The sequence below is a fragment of the Streptomyces koelreuteriae genome, assembly GCF_018604545.1.
Taxonomy (GTDB): domain Bacteria; phylum Actinomycetota; class Actinomycetes; order Streptomycetales; family Streptomycetaceae; genus Streptomyces; species Streptomyces koelreuteriae.
Window position 1 is genome coordinate 325,134 of the sequence record NZ_CP075896.1, and the last position, 14,556, is coordinate 339,689.

Sequence of the window (14,556 nt, forward strand, 5' to 3'; positions counted from 1 at the left end):
GGGCTCGTCCCGTGCTCAATGTGCCGCGTCGTTTCTCAGTGTGCCGCGTCGAAGAAGCCGTCGACGCTCACGTGCTCCATGACGCGACTGGCCACGCGGTAGCGGCCGTTGGGGACCTCCGGGCACCTGGCGACATGTACCGCCAGCGGGCCCGCGAACTCGTAGCCCTTGCGTTCCGCGTGGCGGACCAGGGCGTCGGTGAGGGCCTGGCACACATGGGTGCTGTGGCTGGCCAGTCGGTCGTGCACCTCGTCGGCGAGTTCCACGTCGTAGGCGTTGGGGACCATCACATGGTCCTTCCCGCACACCACGGCGTTGTCGTCGCACTCGCGTCGCAGGGCGTCGACGACCTCGACCGGGTCCTTGTCGAGGACCTTCGCCCACAGGGCGTCCCAGCGATTTTCCAGTGTCTCTTCCAGCGCACTCAGCGCGCCCATACGGTGTCACCTGCCGGATGCTTCGTCGGTTCGGTCGGAGTGGCGGGGCGGCCGGGGAAGGGTGCTACCGCTCGTCGTAGTCGTCGGGGCGCACCTCGGCCTCCTCCAGGGCCTCGCGCAGGGTGCGGCCGGTGGCGCCGGGCGGCCGGGACGGGTTGTCGTCCCGGTGCTCCGGGATCTCGTCCGTGGTCCGCGCCTTGGGCCGGTTCTCCTCGGGGGCGGTCATGGCGGGGGCTCCTCTCGGGATCTTGTGTGACGGCGGGTTCCCGCACCGCCTCCGGGTATCCACGCGCCGGGCCATTCATGTGCTGTCCGGAGAAGCCCTGGTCACCACGGTGCGTGGGCTATGTTGAACGTCAATGGGAGACGAAGGAGGCGCACCGGTGCCATCGCCGCAGCAGGCACGCGCACAGGCATCCGCGATCACCTCGGGGAAGGCCGCACCCGAAGCGGAGGTCTCCCCGTCCTCCCAGCTGCGCACACTCTTCGACCGGCCCCGGCTGTCCCCGGGCCAGCGGCGCATCGCCCAGTACCTGATCGAGCACATCACCGAGGCCGCGTTCCTGTCGATCACGGACCTGGCCGACCGGGTGGGCGTGAGCCAGCCGTCGGTGACGCGGTTCGCCTCGGCGGTCGGCTTCAGCGGGTACCCGGCGCTGCGGGAGAAGCTCCAGTCGATCGCGCTCGGCACCCTCGCGGGCGGCCCGGCCGAGGAGATCCGGGGCAACGAACTGCAGGCGGCGGTCGACGCCGAGATCGAGAACCTGGAGAACCTGCGGCGGGACCTCGCCGATCCGAACCTGGTGATCGACATCGGCCGCAAGCTGTCGTCGTCGACCCCGCTGACGGTCCTCGGCCTGCGCATCTCCGTCTCGCTCGCCGAGTACTTCGCCTACGCCGCCCGGCGGATCCACCCGGACGTCAGGCTCGTGACCCGGGGCGGCAGTGTCGCCTACGACGCGCTGCTGCAGTCGCGTGAGGCAGGCGGCACCTGGGTGCTGGCGTTCTCCATGCCCCGGCACGCGCAGGAGACCCTGACGGCCGTGCGCGTGGCACGCGGTGCCGGGCTCAAGGTCGCCCTGATCACCGACCTGGCGCTCGGGCCGCTCGCGGACGAGGCCGACGTCGCCTTCGCCACCGGCACCGGATCCCGCCTGGTCTTCGACTCCTACGCGGCCCCGGGCGTGATGTGCTCGGCCCTGCTGCAGGCCATGACGGACGCGGACCCGGAGCGGACGCAGGCCCGGCTGGAGGAGTACGAACAGGTCGCCGACCAGCACCATTTCTTCCTCAGGGACTGACGGACAGCCGGCGGGGCCGGCCCCTGGAGCGGTCACAGGACCAGACAAAGGGACCATCCACAACAAAGCGCGCATGAATGTTTTCATGCTCCTTGCAAACCGGATGGCATATATAAATACTGCTCACGGATCGCGACCCGGGCCCTTCCGGATCCGTTCCCACCCGAGGAGGCCGGGTCCTACCCACTCCGGCGTCCCGGGTGTCCGTGGCGGCCCCGGCCATCCCCTAGGCCGGGGCCGCCCCGACCCGTCGTCCACCCTCACGACGCCGCACACCCGGAAGCGATGATCATGCCCCTGACGACCACGCGCATCAGCCCGGACTGGCCCTGCCAGGTCAAGACCCCCGGGAGCTACGACTGGGAACGCTCGGCGGCCAGGTGGCTGCGTGAGCTGGTGCCCACGCGCTACGGCGGCTACCCGGTGTTCATCCGCCACCCCGTCCTCCTCGCCCGGCACGCCCAGATCCAGGTCCAGCAGGAGATCCGGGTGGCCCGCACCGCCCTGCAGACGGCCCGCGCCGATCTGCCCGGCCTCGGCCTGCACGAGGGCGTCATCGAGCACACGATCAAGCTGTACGCGGCCGAGGTCATGCAGTTGCAGCACATCGCGCGCAGCGTCCGGGCGGTCTCCCAGGCGCTGGTGGAGGCGAACCGCCATCCGTGACCCGGGGCCCCTGAGGGCCCGGGGTGCATGACCCGCGCCGTGCGTGGCACACGTGAGGCAATGAGCACCACCGAAGTCCGGCGCCAAGAGCCGGTGACCACCGTCCTGACCTGGCAGGTACGCCCCGGCCATGAGCAGGAGTTCGAGGAGTGGACGCGCGGCATCGCCCGCTGCGCCAGTGAGTTCCCCGGCAACGAGGGCGTCTCCTGGCTGACACCGGAGGACGGCCACCGCTTCCACGCGGTGCTGCGCTGGTCCGACCAGCACCGGCTCGCCGCCTGGCTGGAGTCCGAGGAGCGGGCGCACTGGCACCGGAAGATCGAGGACATCGCCACCGAGGTCAGCAGCGAGCGCCAGTCGACCACCGGGATGGAGACATGGTTCAGCCTGCCGGGCACCACCGTGCAGGCCCCGCCCCGGTGGAAGATGGTCCTCACGACGTTCCTCGGCGCCTATCCGTTCACGCTGCTCATCACCTGGCTGGTGACGCCGCAGACCACCGGCTGGCCGCTGCCGCTGCGGGCCGCCGTGTTTCCCCTGATACTGCTGCCGGTGCTGACCTATCTGGTGATGCCGAGGCTCAGCCGGCTGCTGCGGCTGTGGCTGTATCCGCGCGACGGCCACTGACCAGCGCGGGGATCCGGACCTGACGGACGGGACACCCACGGATTCCGGGGGCGGTCCGTGCGCACAAGGCGGTCTTCGAACGGGCCAGGGTGTGCCATGCTCGACCCGTGACGAGCGAGCCTGTGACGCCGGCGCAGCCCGGTGCCGCACCGGACCTGGTCGAACTGGCCAAGATCGTCGCCCGGCAGCGCGCCGAGCTGGACCGGCTGCGCGACCAGGCGGCGATGTCCGCTGTCGTGGAGCGGGCCACGGGCGCCGAGATGGCGCTGACCGGGTGTGCCGCGGACGTGGCCGGCGAACAGTTGCTCCAGCGGGCCAAGGCGGCCCGTCACACCCTGCTGGAGGAGTGCTGGATCACGCTCGGGAGTCTGGCGCCGGTCGCGCCCGACCCGGGCGAGGCGCCTGGCCCCGCCGGCACCACGGGCCCCGGGTCCGCGGTGCCCGAGGAGACGACCACGCCGGACGACGTCGCAGCCGCCCTGGCCCGCCTCGGCCAGGCCCTCGTCCGGGTGACGACACCGCACGACCTCGCCCGGTGTCTGCTGGAACATCTCGGGCCGGACATGGCGGCGGACGCGGTCATGCTCTACGCCCGCAGGCCCGACGGCGGCCTCGAACTGATCGGGCACGCCGGCATCGAGGACCAGCTCGCCGCCCAGTGGAGCCAGGTGCCGCCGCTGAGCGGGATCGCGGCGCTCGACGCGCTGCGCGCGGGCGAACCGCGCTGGCTGGAGGACCTCGCCTCGGACGCCCGGCGGTACCTGCTGATCGGGGAGCCTCCCGAGCGGTGGCGCTCGCGTGCCTGGCTGCCGGTGCACGCGGCCGGCTCGGCGGAGGTCTGCGTCGGTGTGCTGCGCGGCAGGGCCGGGGCGTTCACACCCCGCGACCGCGCTCACCTGCGGGGCGTCACCGGGCTGTGCGCGGGCCGGCTGCGCGCCTTCGACGCACCGCCGGAGCGGTCCGACGACGCGGCCACGGACGCGGTGCAGACGCTGTTCGACGCACTGCCGCTCGCGGCGATGCTGCTCACCCCGCTCAGCGCCGCGACGGGTGAGACCGAGGACTTCCGGGTGGAGGCCGCGACCGCCCAGGCGGGCGACCTGCTGGGCCGTCCCGGTGAGGAGCTGGCCGGGCGGCGGCTGCTGGACTTCCGGCCCGCCCTGGCGGGCGAGCCGCTGTGGTGGGGCTGCGTGCACACGCTCACCAGCGGGGAGCCGTACGAGAGCGAGCCGTTCGCGCACGAGGAGGTCCTGGCGGGCATCGCCGCGCTGTCCACGTACACGGCGCGGGTGACACGGCTCGGCGACGCGCTGGTGGTCAGCTGGGTCCGGCACGGCTCCTCCGACCGGCAGGAGCAGCGGCTGGCGGATCTCCAGCGGCTGGGCAACCTCGGCTGGGCGAACTGGAACGTGGCCACGCTGGAGGCCTCCTGGTCGACCCAGGTGTTCGCCATCTTCGGCCGGGACCCCGCGGACGGTCCGGTGAGTCTGGCCGGTCTTCCGGAGCTCGCGCTGCCCGAGGACGCGCCGGCGCTGACCCGGGCCGTCCGCGCGCTCGTCGACGAGGGCCGGGCCTTCGACCTGCCGTTCCGCATCAGGGCGTCCGGTGTCATCCGGCATCTGCGCCTGGTCGCCGAGACCGTGGCCGACATGCACGGCACGCCCGTCGAAGTGCACGGTGTCGTACAGGACTTGACCGCCCGGCGGCGGGCGGAGCTGGCCCTGGTCGAGAGCGAGCAGGCGATCCTCACGCAGAACGATGTGCTGCGGGCCGAGCGGACCCTGGCGTCGCGGCTTCAGCACGCGCTGCTGCCGATGGCCAACCGGCCGGTGCAACTGGCGGGGCTGCGCGTCGAGGTCGCCTATCTGCCCGCCCAGACGGGGGTGCACGTCGGCGGCGACTGGTTCAGCGCCGTGGAACTGCCCGACGACGGCGCGCTGCTGGTGGTCGGCGATGTCGCCGGGCACGGCGTCGGCGCCGTCGCCACGATGGCGCAGCTCCGCTTCACCGCGAAGGGCATGGTCATCACCGGCTCGTCGCTGACCGGCGCGCTCGCCCGGCTGAACACGCTGCTGCTGCACTCCCGCGACTCCCATGCGACGGCCACGATGGTGCTGGCCCGCTACAACCCCCGGCAGCGGCGCCTGGTCTGGGCCCAGGCCGGGCATCCCCCGCCGCTGCTGCTGCGGGACGGCGAGGTGCGATATCTGGGCCGGCCCCGCGGCATGGTGCTCGGGGCGACCGCCACGCCGGTCTACGAGGAGGCGGAGTGCCGCCTCGAACCGGGCGACCGGCTCATCCTCTTCACCGACGGCCTGGTCGAGCACCCGCCTGAAAGCATCGACCGAGGGCTGGAGCGGCTCGCCGAGGCGGTGGCGGCCCCGCACACCGACGGGCCCGGGTCGCTCGGGCCGTTGCTCGCGCGGATGCTGCCGGACGAGCGGCGGGACGATGTGTGCGTCGTGGACGTCCGGGTTCCGAGGGAGCGGTAGGGCAGCACGGGCCTGGCCATGGGGGACGTTCAGTCGACCGGGTGGCCGGGCGCGATGCCGTGGGCGTCGGACAGGCGCAGCAGGGGCCCGTCGTACGCCTCTCTCCCGCCCCATTCGACCGGGTCGAGGACGAAGCCGATGTGGTCTCCGCCGCCGGCCCGCGTCACGATCCGGCCGACGAACCAGGCGGGCACGTCCTCCAGGACGACGGCCCCGCCGTACGCCTCCCGCGACCGCAATCCCTGGAACTTGTCCGTCCGGTCACCGGTCCGCCCGCCGAACAGCTCGGCGAGGCCGCGCTGTTCGCGGTCGAGCAGATGCACGGCGAGCACGTCGGCGTTCCGGGCCACGCGGAAGGTGTGGTTGACCTCGGACAGCCACACCACGAACCGCACGGGCCGGATCGAACACTGCGAGGCGAACCCGACCAGACAGCCCGCCCGTTCACCCCCCGAGGCGGCCGTGACCACGCACATGTCGGGATCGAGCCGACCGACGAACGCGTCCATGCCCACACCACTACTCCTCCACCACGGCGGCTGACGCTCCTCGCCATCACCTCACCATGCCGGGGGTGGGGGTGCCATCCCGGGAACCGGTGCCGCCGCGCGGGCCTGGGCCCCTGACGGCCTTCGCGGTCGAGCGGCGGCCGTTCCGGTGAGGCGGCGGGGCCACAGCACTGCCGGGTGCGGTCGCCTGCCGACCGATGGCGCCGCGAGGCCGGCGGCTTGCTGGACGTGGGGCAGCCGGCAGGCCGGCCGACAGCGCCGACCAGGTGGACAGACTCCGTCCGGCGGGCGGGCCACCGGGACCGATGCCGACGCCGATGCCGACCAGGGAACGCCCCGGGCGGCGCCACCGAGAGGTGAGCCCCACCCGACGAGCGGCTTGTCCCACGAGGGGTGCCGGCCTGCCCGCGCCCCGTCCGGTCGGCGGGTCACCCGCCTGGGGTGAGCGGCCCGACCGGGCTCACCGGCCACCGGACGCCCGGAGCCGTCCGGCACGCGGACCGAACGCCAGGCGGAGCACTGGGCGGCTGTGGCATCCGGACTCCCCCTCACCCCGCCCGGCAAAATGCCCGTCAGCTCGTGCTCGGTGCTGTGCGGGACTCCAGGGCCGTGCGGGTGTCGTTGCCGTAGACGCCCGTTTCGTCGCCGCGGATGCCGTACCAGAGCTGGAAGCGGGCGACCGCCGCGGTCAGGGTGGGGTCGTAGCTGCCGCTGGTGGAGCCGTCGCGGTAGACGTCCGGGATGCGCAGGAGGCGTTCCTGGAGTTCGGTCACCTCCGGGCCGGTGGCTCCCTCGCGGAGGGTGCCGGGGCCGTCGGGGTCTGCCGGAGCCGCGGCGGGTGGGGTGGGTGTCGGTGTGGGGGTGGCGGCGGACGCGGTCGGGCGGGGGGCCGGGGCCGCGCTGTCCTCGGTCTTCTCGCCCCCGCGGAGCAGCAGCGCACCGCCGAAACCGATCACCGCGGCCGCGACGACCGCCACCGCGACGGCGGCGCGACCCAGTCCGGACCCGGCGCGTACGGCGGGGCCGTCGCGGCGGGCGCGAGCCACCGGCGGGATCTCCTGCGTCAGGGCCTCGGAGCCGGGCGGCGGTCCCGGCAGGGTGACGGATTCGTAGCCGCCGGGCTCGGGGCCGCCGGACGCGGAGGCGGTCTGCTCCCGGTACTCCCGCATCAGTTCGGCCAGCCCGTCGGTGCGCCGGGGCCGCAGGACGCGGATGGGTTCGAGGGCCGGGCCGTCGTGCGGCTGCCCGGGCTCGGACGGTGTCGACACGTTGCTCTCCTTCCGTCCGGGCTCAAGGGGCGCCCGTCTTCGAGGACCGTTCCGCCGCTAGATACGCGGCTGCCGCGCCAGGAGTTCAGAGAGCACTCAGTTCCTCCCTGTGAGTGCACTCAGTGCCATGAGTGGCCTTTGGGGTGCTACGTTCCAGCCCATGAGCTCCGAGAAATCCGACCTCGGGAACGGAAAGCCGCCCATGCGGGACGCCCTGGTGGCGGCGGCCTTCCAGCTGTTCCTGGAGCGGGGTTACGAGCAGACCACCGTCGACGACATCGTGGCGCTCGCCGGCGTCGGACGGCGCTCGTTCTTCCGCTACTTCCCCTCCAAGGAGGACGTGGTCTTCCCGGACCACGAGCGGTGCCTGGCCGACATGACGGCCTTCCTGGCGGAGGGCTCGGACGGCGACGAGCCCGTGCGGCGGGTCTGCGACGCGGCCCGGCTGGTGCTGCGGATGTACGCCGAGAACCCGACGTTCTCCGTGCAGCGCTACCGCCTGACCAAGCAGGTCCCCGGGCTGCGCGCCTACGAGCTGTCGGTGGTGTGGCGCTACGAACGCGCCCTCGCCGAGTATCTGCGCCGGCGTTTCTCGGCCCGCCGGGACGGGACCCTGCAGGCCGATGTGATCGCGGCGGCGGTGGTCGCGGCACACAACAACGCCCTGCGCTCCTGGCTGCGTTCGGACGGACAGGACGAGGCGAGCGCCACGGTGGACCACGCGCTGGCGTATGTGCAGTCGGCGTTCGGCGACGCGCCGGCACCCGTGGCGGACCCGCAGCCGGAGGACGTCGTGGTGGTCGTGTCGCGGCGCGGGGCACCGCTGTGGCGGGTGGTGCAGGAGATCGAGTCGACCCTGGGGCGGTCCTGAGGGTCCGCACATTTGAGGGTACGGAGTGCCTTTACGAGTGGCACTGAGTGCCATACGCTGTGCTGCGTGCACGGTGGCACGGCGAACCGGGCACGCATGTGCGCGGGTGACCGCGCACCCGGGATTCCGCCCGAGTGCAGGGAGTTGACCAGCGTGTACCACCACTCAGGAAGCGTGACTCAGCAGGCAGCCGGATCCTCTACGGGCCTCCTCGACCCGAGGGGCCAGGACACGGACGCCATTCTCTTCCAGCGCTGCACCTGGTGCGGCACCGCCATGTTCCACCGCCTGCTGTGTCCGGTCTGCCGGGGCAGCGACCTGCGGACGGAGCGCAGCGAGGGCACGGGCACGGTGCGCCACTCCACGGTGGTGCACCGCAACACGCCCGCGGCGCGCAATGTGTCCATGGTCGAGATGGCCGAGGGGTTCGTCGTGCGCGGCCGGGTGATGGGCCCGCCGATCGGCATCCACAGCGGGGATCGAGTGCGGCTGTCCACGGCCAAGGACCCGGTACGCAGTGAGCCGGTCTTCCAGCTCCTGGACGAGCCCTACCGGGCCTGGAGCTGACCGCCCTTCACGGTGCGAGCCGGCCCGGGAACTCGGGGAGACGCCGGGGCGCCCTCAGGGAGCGAGCACGATCCGCAGACCCACGGTTCCGTCCAGGCCCCGGCGCAGCCGGCTGCCGAGCAGGGTGAGCCGGCCCGTGAGTCCGTACTTGCGGGCGATCAGCTTCCGGTAGCGGGCGGTGGTGTCGGGGTCGCCGATCTCCGCCGTCGCGGGCACCTGCTCGCCGGTGGGGTTGCCGCGCAGGTCACAGGGGCCGACCAGGACGTCGGCGCGGTTGCGGATCCGCTTCACCTTCCAGGAGTCGGCGACCGTCCAAGCGCCGAGCGCGTTTCCGTCACGTACCACCCAGACGGGGGTGGCGACCGGCGTACCGTTTCTGCGGTAGCTGGTGATCAGCAGGTACTTGCCCGCGCCCAGTTCGTCCAGCGCACTGTCGTCCATGGCGGGCAGTGTACGAGCGCGACCCGCGCGGCGCGCCCCGGGGTTCAGCGCGGCGCGGCGGCCATTCTGCGTACCGCCTCCGTGATCACCTCCGGCGAGGCCGCCAGGTTGAGGCGGACATGCCCGGCCCCGCCGGTGCCGAAGGGCAGGCCGGAGTTGAGGGCCACGCGGCCGCGGTGCAGGAAGACGTCCGCCGGGTCGTCGCCGAGGCCGAGCGCGCGGCAGTCGAGCCAGGCGAGGTAGGTGGCGTCGCCCGGGCGGTAGCGGATCGCGGGCAGGTGCTCGGCCAGCAGGTCCGCGAGCAACCGCCGGTTGGCGTCGAGGCCGGTCAGCAGGGCGTCCAGCCAGGGGCCTCCGTCGCGCAGGGCGGCCGTGTGGGCGATGATGCCGATGTGGCTCGGGCCGTGCCCGACCTCCCCGGGCATGCGCGCCAGGTCGGCGGCGGCCCCGGGCCCGGCGATGGCCAGGGCGGCCTTGAGCCCGGCGAGGTTCCAGGCCTTCGAGGACGACATCAGCGACAGGCCGCGCTCGGCGCCCGGCACGCTCAGATACGGCACGAAGTCCGTGCCGCCGACGACGAGCGGCGCGTGGATCTCGTCGGCGACGACCCGCACGCCGTACCGCTCGGCGAGCGCGGCGACGGCGGACAGTTCCTCCACTGTGTGGACGGCGCCGGTCGGGTTGTGGGGGCTGCACAGCAGGTAGGCGGCCCGGCCCCCGTCGGCGACCGCCTGCCGGAAGGTCTCCTCCAGGACACCGAGGTCGAGCCGCCCGTCCGCCCCGAGCGGGGCCTCCGCCACACGCCGGTCCAGGTGCGCGACGAACTGGCGGAACGGCGGATACACCGGCGGGTTCACGACCACCGCATCGCCGTTCCCGGTGACCAGCTTCAGCATCTCGACGACGCCCAGCATGACGTCGGGCACGATCGCGGTGCGCTCCACGGCGAGCCCGTGCCAGTTCCACCGCTTCTCGGCGAAGGCGGCCAGCGCCTGCGCGTAGGCCGTGCCGGCGGGGTAGCCGGTGTCCCCGAGGTCCAGCGCGTCGGTGACGGCCCGCAGGACGGGCTCGGCCAGCGGCACGTCCATCTCGGCCACCCACAGGGGCAGCACGTCCTCGGGGTAGGTCCGCCACTTCATGCTCGTGCGGCGGCGGAGACGGTCGAGAGTGAGAGCTCGCAGAGGATTCGGTTCACCGGACGTCTCGTGCGGGATCCTGGTCATGGGCACACGATAGGGGGCTGTGCGGTGACCGGGAATCTTGTGGACGGGGTGCGGGGCGGGGCGGCGGGCCCGTTCCTGGAGATCGCCTGCGACGAATCGGGATCGGACGGCGAGAACCTGACGGGCGGGAACACGGACGTGTTCGCGCACGCCAGCGTCTCGCTGTCCGAGGCATCGGCCGCGGCGGCCGTAGGGGAGATCCGGGACCGGATCCGGTCGCCCGCCGAGGAGTACAAGGCGAACCACCTGCTGCGGGAGAAGCACCGCGCGGTGCTGGAGTGGCTGCTGGTGCCGGAGGGGCCGATGCACGGTCAGGCGCGGGTCCATCTCATGGAGAAGACGTTCTTCGTGGTGGACCGGGCGGTCGGCCTGCTGCTGGGCGACCCGGCAGCGGCCGTCGTCCTGTTCCGCGCGGGACGCCGGACCTTCGGGGAGGAGGGCTGGCGGGCGTTCCTGGAGGCGGCCAACCAGTTGCTGCGGGTGCGCAACAACGGCGAACCGGGCGCCCCCGTCGAGGGGTTCTACGACACGGTCGACGCCCTGTGTCGGGCGTATCCGCGTACCGACGCGGGGAGGGTCCTGGCCCGGCTCGGGGCGACCCGGTCCCGCGCGGTGTCCTATCGGGCGGACTTCCTGGACGGACCGCCGCTGATCCCGGTGCTCAACCCGCTGCTTCCGGCGATCGTGCGGACGGCCGCGCTGTGGAGCGGGGGCGGGCGGGAGGTCCGGCTGGTGCACGACCGGCAGAACATGCTGACGCCCGACCGCATCGCGTGGATCGAGGAGGCGGCCCGGCGTGCGGGGGTCGGACTGGCCGGGCTGCGGCTCGTCGTCGCGCGCGAGGACGCGCGGGTGCAGGTGGCGGACTTCCTGGCCGGGATCGCCCGCAAGATCGCCTCCGACGAGCTGAACGGGCGCGGGGACCCCGTGCTCACCGCCCTGCTGCGGCCGTACGTCGATCCGGCCTCGGTCTGGGGCGACACCCGCAGCCTGGCCCTGCTCGCCGCCCCGGCCGCCCCGGCCACCGGCCGGCGGTGAAGAGATCACGCGCGCGCTGAACACGGCACGGCTCCGCTCCGTATGGAGAACAGGGCGCTCAACTCCAGGAGGGCCCCGCGGTGTTCGCACCGCGATGTTCGGGTTCGGGAGCCATGCATGAGGCACGCACGACGACGGGTCGTCCGGCGAGTGACACAGCTGGCGGCCGTCGGCGGACTCCTCCTCGGAGGAACGATGGTCACCACCGCTGTGGCGAGCGAGCCCCCCGACCCAACCGTCGGCGTCCCCTACTCGGCGAAGCCGGGCACGGGCATGGGCAGCGACCTGGTGTCCCGGCTCGGGACCTCCCGCACGGCGGGGAGCTGGGTCGACTCCTCCGGGCGGCCGGTCGTCGCGGTCACCGACGAGAAGGCGGCCGCGGAGGTCAAGCGCGCCGGTGCGCAGGCGAAGATGGTGCCCCGCAGCATGAGCGACCTCAAGTCCGCGACGTCGGCGCTGCGTTCGGCGCCGCGGGTGTCCGGGACCTCCTGGTCCCTGGACTACCAGAACAACCAGGTGGTGGTACGGGGCGACAGCACGGTCTCCTCCTCCGACTGGTCCCGGCTGACCGAGGTCGCGGACGGCATCGGCGGCTTTGTGCGCATGGAGCGCACCGAGGGCACCTTCACGACGCGGATCAACGGCGCGGAGCCCATCCTGTCGACCGCCGGGCGCTGTTCGGCGGGCTTCAACGTGACCGACGGGAAGACCGACTACATCCTCACGGCCGGGCACTGCGGGCCCGACGGTTCCGTCTGGTTCTCGGACGACCGGGGCCGCGATCAGGTCGGCACCTCGCTGAAGGGGAGCTTTCCCGGCGACGACTACTCCCTGGTGAAGTACGACAGCGGCAACGCGGGCAAGGGCGCGGAGGTCGTGGCGGTCGGCGAGGGCGAGGGTGTGCGGATCACGGGCGTGGCCGATGCCGAGGTCGGGAAGAAGATCTTCCGCAGCGGCAGCACCAGCGGGCTGCGCGAGGGCGAGGTGACCGCGCTGAACGCGACGGTCAACTACCCCGAGGGCACGGTCACCGGGCTGATCGAGACGAACGTGTGCGCCGAACCGGGCGACAGCGGTGGCCCGATGTTCGCCGACGGCATCGCGCTCGGTCTGACCTCGGGCGGCAGCGGTGACTGCGCCGCGGGCGGTACGACGTTCTTCCAGCCGGTGACGAAGGCGCTGACCGAGCTGGGGGTCAAGCTGATCGTGGCCAAGCAGGCCGGTGGCACGGCACCCGCTCCGTCGGCCTCGGGCGCCGCTTCGCCCGGTTCGTCGGCACCGGTGACGGGTGAGGACGTGGCGGGCCTGCTGACCCGCCTCACCGACCCGCGCAACGTCGGCCCCGGCATGCTGGTCATCGCGGGCAGCCTCCTCGCCCTGGTGGCGACGCGCTGGATCCGCTCGGAGCAGGACCGCAAGGCGTATCGGCAGTACTACTCCGCCACTTGGGGGTGACCCCGCTCCGCGGGAGCAGACAGCAGAGGAAAGTGCGAGGGGGGCACCCGTGGATTCAGGGTGCCCCGGGGACGAGGGTCCGACGCGTCAGCGGACCTGGATGACGCTCAGGCCGCCGGCGCGGGCTGCGGGGCCGCGGCGGCCCACTCCAGGACGAGCCGCCGATATTCCTCACGCTGCTCGCCGCTCAGTGTCCCGCCCGACCGGCGCCACAGGGCCCGGATCTCCTCGTTGACCTCGTCAGCCGATCGCTCGGGTGAGGATTCAACAGTGGTGGACATGGTGTGAAGCATACGGTCCCGGACGTGAAGGCGATGTGAGTAATCACGAGCCAATCGGGCATTCCGGACAGTGTTGCTGATCACGTCCATCTCCCGGTAAACGTGAGCCTGTTCACGCTTCGGCTGATCCCAGGACCAGCACCTTGATAGCCAACACGGCCGCGCCGCGCGCCCAGTCGTGAAAATCGGACACCTTCGTCTCGAGGTCGACCGGTGCGGCCAGGGGATGCCGGTTGTCGCGGATGGTCTCCTCGACCGTCTCGCCCGCCACATCCATCAGCCCGACCCCCTCCCCCGCGAGCAGGATCCTCTGCGGCATCACGAAGTTGGAGATCTGGGCGACGAGCGTGCCCAGCGCGCGTGCGGCCTCGCCGATGACCCGGGCGGGCATCGGGTCCCCGGCGGCGGCGAGCGCGAGGATCTCCTCGTAGGTCCGGTCGCGGCCGGTGGCGGCCTGGACCTGGTAGCGGATGTTGGGGATGGTCAGCAGCGAGACGGCGCTGCCGCGCCGGCCGTCCGGGGTGAGCGGGCCGCTCGGGTCGACGATCCAGTGACGGCCGAAGCCGCGGTCCTCCTCGGCGCAGGACACCCGCTTGCCGCCCAGGACGAGCCCGTAGCCGATGCCGGCGCCGATGGTGAGGACGGCGAAGCGGTCCAGGCCGCGTCCGGCGCCGAACCAGGTCTCGGCCTCGACCAGGGCGGCGACGTCGTTCTCGACGACCACGGGCAGCCCGGTGCGCTCCTCGACGAGTTCGGCGAGGGGGACGTCCCGCCACAGCAGGAAGGGGGACTCTCCGACCACGGCCCGGTCCCGGACGAAGCCGCCCACCCCGATGCCGATCCCGGCGATCCGGGGGTGCTCGGCGGCCAGTTCGGCGGTCATCGCGCCGAGCAGGTCGGCGACCTCGGCGGGGTCGTGGGTGGTGAGCGGACGGTCGTGGCGGGCGACGATATGGCTGCGCAGGGTGGTGACGACGCAGTAGACCGTGTCCTCGGTGATCTTGAAGCCGAGGAAGGACCCCGAGTCGGCGACGACGTCCAGCGGCTGCGAGGGGCGGCCCTGGCGGGCCTCCGCCGGGGCTTCGGCCTCGGCGGCCTCGATCAGCAGGTTCGACTCGATCAGCGGCTTGGTCAGCCGGGTGAGGCTGCCGGGCGACAGGCCGAGCCTGCGGGCGAGCTCGGTCCGGGACAGCGGGCCGTGGACGAGTACTTCGATCGCCACGGAGCGCTCCCCCGCGCTCAGCGGCAGCCAGCCGGCGGTGCCTGCGGTCATGTACGTCCGACTCCCCTCAGCTCTTTTTTTCGCACTGAAACCAACATGACCACTCTACGGCGATGAAGGTTCGTGCGAAAAGATGTTTGCGCACCCCTTGACGCAGC

The 14,556-nt window shown here is 72.6% G+C and carries 16 protein-coding genes; 8 read left to right on the forward strand and 8 right to left on the reverse strand.

Translation table 11 applies throughout. The annotated features are described in order from the left end of the window. Positions 1 to 35: 35 nt before the first annotated feature. Both KJK29_RS01420 and KJK29_RS01425 read right to left on the reverse strand, forming a co-directional pair. Complete coding sequence (locus tag KJK29_RS01420; protein ID WP_215116744.1) at positions 36 to 437, reverse strand: DUF3662 domain-containing protein; 402 nt, start codon at positions 435 to 437, stop codon at positions 36 to 38. 64 nt (positions 438 to 501) lie between these two features. Then, entirely contained in the window at positions 502 to 663 is a 162-nt protein-coding gene (locus tag KJK29_RS01425; protein ID WP_215116745.1) for a hypothetical protein, read from the reverse strand. Positions 664 to 796: 133 nt separating this feature from the next. Here KJK29_RS01425 and KJK29_RS01430 point away from each other — a divergent pair, with 133 nt between their 5' ends. The 4 genes from KJK29_RS01430 to KJK29_RS01445 all read left to right on the forward strand — a co-directional run bounded on the left by KJK29_RS01430 (position 797) and on the right by KJK29_RS01445 (position 5,523). Then, positions 797 to 1,738 carry a MurR/RpiR family transcriptional regulator gene (locus KJK29_RS01430; protein ID WP_189727611.1) on the forward strand — a complete coding sequence of 314 codons (942 nt, stop codon included), beginning with the start codon at positions 797 to 799 and terminating at the stop codon, positions 1,736 to 1,738. Positions 1,739 to 2,023: 285 nt separating this feature from the next. Further along, positions 2,024 to 2,404 carry a hypothetical protein gene (locus KJK29_RS01435; RefSeq protein ID WP_215116746.1) on the forward strand — a complete coding sequence of 127 codons (381 nt, stop codon included), beginning with the start codon at positions 2,024 to 2,026 and terminating at the stop codon, positions 2,402 to 2,404. 60 nt (positions 2,405 to 2,464) lie between these two features. After that, positions 2,465 to 3,031 (forward strand): antibiotic biosynthesis monooxygenase, encoded by a 567-nt coding sequence (locus KJK29_RS01440; RefSeq protein ID WP_215116747.1) that lies wholly within the window; start codon positions 2,465 to 2,467, stop codon positions 3,029 to 3,031. Between the two features lie 107 nt (positions 3,032 to 3,138). Further along, entirely contained in the window at positions 3,139 to 5,523 is a 2,385-nt protein-coding gene (locus tag KJK29_RS01445) for a SpoIIE family protein phosphatase (RefSeq protein ID WP_215116748.1), read from the forward strand. 29 nt (positions 5,524 to 5,552) lie between these two features. Here the strand turns inward: KJK29_RS01445 and KJK29_RS01450 are convergent, their stop codons facing one another. Continuing rightward, complete coding sequence (locus tag KJK29_RS01450) at positions 5,553 to 6,032, reverse strand: flavin reductase family protein (protein WP_215116749.1); 480 nt, start codon at positions 6,030 to 6,032, stop codon at positions 5,553 to 5,555. A 572-nt stretch (positions 6,033 to 6,604) separates the two neighbouring features. Beyond that, the gene (locus KJK29_RS01455; protein WP_215116750.1) at positions 6,605 to 7,300 is read right to left on the reverse strand and encodes a peptidoglycan-binding domain-containing protein; all 696 of its coding nucleotides are present in this window, start codon (positions 7,298 to 7,300) and stop codon (positions 6,605 to 6,607) included. Positions 7,301 to 7,502: 202 nt separating this feature from the next. On the opposite strand from KJK29_RS01455, the gene KJK29_RS01460 reads away from it, so the two are divergent. Together KJK29_RS01460 and KJK29_RS01465 are read left to right on the forward strand one after the other, a co-directional pair. Next, the gene (locus KJK29_RS01460; RefSeq protein WP_215124106.1) at positions 7,503 to 8,171 is read left to right on the forward strand and encodes a TetR family transcriptional regulator; all 669 of its coding nucleotides are present in this window, start codon (positions 7,503 to 7,505) and stop codon (positions 8,169 to 8,171) included. A gap of 153 nt (positions 8,172 to 8,324) precedes the next feature. Next, positions 8,325 to 8,738, forward strand: a complete 414-nt coding sequence (locus KJK29_RS01465; protein ID WP_215116751.1) for a Zn-ribbon domain-containing OB-fold protein — start codon at positions 8,325 to 8,327, stop codon at positions 8,736 to 8,738. A gap of 54 nt (positions 8,739 to 8,792) precedes the next feature. Here KJK29_RS01465 and KJK29_RS01470 read toward each other — a convergent pair whose 3' ends face one another. Continuing rightward, positions 8,793 to 9,179, reverse strand: coding sequence for a PPOX class F420-dependent oxidoreductase (locus KJK29_RS01470; protein ID WP_215116752.1), 387 nt, complete (start codon positions 9,177 to 9,179; stop codon positions 8,793 to 8,795). A 44-nt stretch (positions 9,180 to 9,223) separates the two neighbouring features. Then, on the reverse strand, positions 9,224 to 10,402 hold the full coding sequence (locus KJK29_RS01475; RefSeq protein ID WP_215116753.1) for a MalY/PatB family protein: 1,179 nt from the start codon (positions 10,400 to 10,402) through the stop codon (positions 9,224 to 9,226). Positions 10,403 to 10,426: 24 nt separating this feature from the next. Here KJK29_RS01475 and KJK29_RS01480 point away from each other — a divergent pair, with 24 nt between their 5' ends. Continuing rightward, entirely contained in the window at positions 10,427 to 11,440 is a 1,014-nt protein-coding gene (locus tag KJK29_RS01480; RefSeq protein WP_215116754.1) for a hypothetical protein, read from the forward strand. A gap of 117 nt (positions 11,441 to 11,557) precedes the next feature. Then, positions 11,558 to 12,895, forward strand: a complete 1,338-nt coding sequence (locus tag KJK29_RS01485) for a S1 family peptidase (RefSeq protein ID WP_215116755.1) — start codon at positions 11,558 to 11,560, stop codon at positions 12,893 to 12,895. Between the two features lie 107 nt (positions 12,896 to 13,002). On the opposite strand, the gene KJK29_RS01490 is transcribed toward KJK29_RS01485, so the two are convergent. Next, positions 13,003 to 13,188, reverse strand: a complete 186-nt coding sequence (locus KJK29_RS01490; RefSeq protein ID WP_215116756.1) for a hypothetical protein — start codon at positions 13,186 to 13,188, stop codon at positions 13,003 to 13,005. A 100-nt stretch (positions 13,189 to 13,288) separates the two neighbouring features. After that, the gene (locus tag KJK29_RS01495) at positions 13,289 to 14,449 is read right to left on the reverse strand and encodes an ROK family transcriptional regulator (protein ID WP_215116757.1); all 1,161 of its coding nucleotides are present in this window, start codon (positions 14,447 to 14,449) and stop codon (positions 13,289 to 13,291) included. Positions 14,450 to 14,556 lie beyond the last annotated feature (107 nt).

What these genes read in the sequence shown, in the direction of transcription:
- KJK29_RS01460 (WP_215124106.1), top strand. Translation starts at nt 7,503, where the DNA reads ATGCGGGACGCCCTGGTGGCGGCGGCCTTCCAGCTGTTCCTGGAGCGG.
- KJK29_RS01470 (WP_215116752.1), bottom strand. Translation starts at nt 9,179, where the DNA reads ATGGACGACAGTGCGCTGGACGAACTGGGCGCGGGCAAGTACCTGCTG.
- KJK29_RS01495 (WP_215116757.1), bottom strand. Translation starts at nt 14,449, where the DNA reads ATGACCGCAGGCACCGCCGGCTGGCTGCCGCTGAGCGCGGGGGAGCGC.
- KJK29_RS01440 (WP_215116747.1), top strand. Translation starts at nt 2,465, where the DNA reads ATGAGCACCACCGAAGTCCGGCGCCAAGAGCCGGTGACCACCGTCCTG.
- KJK29_RS01425 (WP_215116745.1), bottom strand. Translation starts at nt 663, where the DNA reads ATGACCGCCCCCGAGGAGAACCGGCCCAAGGCGCGGACCACGGACGAG.
- KJK29_RS01490 (WP_215116756.1), bottom strand. Translation starts at nt 13,188, where the DNA reads ATGCTTCACACCATGTCCACCACTGTTGAATCCTCACCCGAGCGATCG.
- KJK29_RS01485 (WP_215116755.1), top strand. Translation starts at nt 11,558, where the DNA reads ATGAGGCACGCACGACGACGGGTCGTCCGGCGAGTGACACAGCTGGCG.
- KJK29_RS01435 (WP_215116746.1), top strand. Translation starts at nt 2,024, where the DNA reads ATGATCATGCCCCTGACGACCACGCGCATCAGCCCGGACTGGCCCTGC.
- KJK29_RS01420 (WP_215116744.1), bottom strand. Translation starts at nt 437, where the DNA reads ATGGGCGCGCTGAGTGCGCTGGAAGAGACACTGGAAAATCGCTGGGAC.
- KJK29_RS01450 (WP_215116749.1), bottom strand. Translation starts at nt 6,032, where the DNA reads ATGGACGCGTTCGTCGGTCGGCTCGATCCCGACATGTGCGTGGTCACG.
- KJK29_RS01430 (WP_189727611.1), top strand. Translation starts at nt 797, where the DNA reads ATGGGAGACGAAGGAGGCGCACCGGTGCCATCGCCGCAGCAGGCACGC.
- KJK29_RS01475 (WP_215116753.1), bottom strand. Translation starts at nt 10,402, where the DNA reads ATGACCAGGATCCCGCACGAGACGTCCGGTGAACCGAATCCTCTGCGA.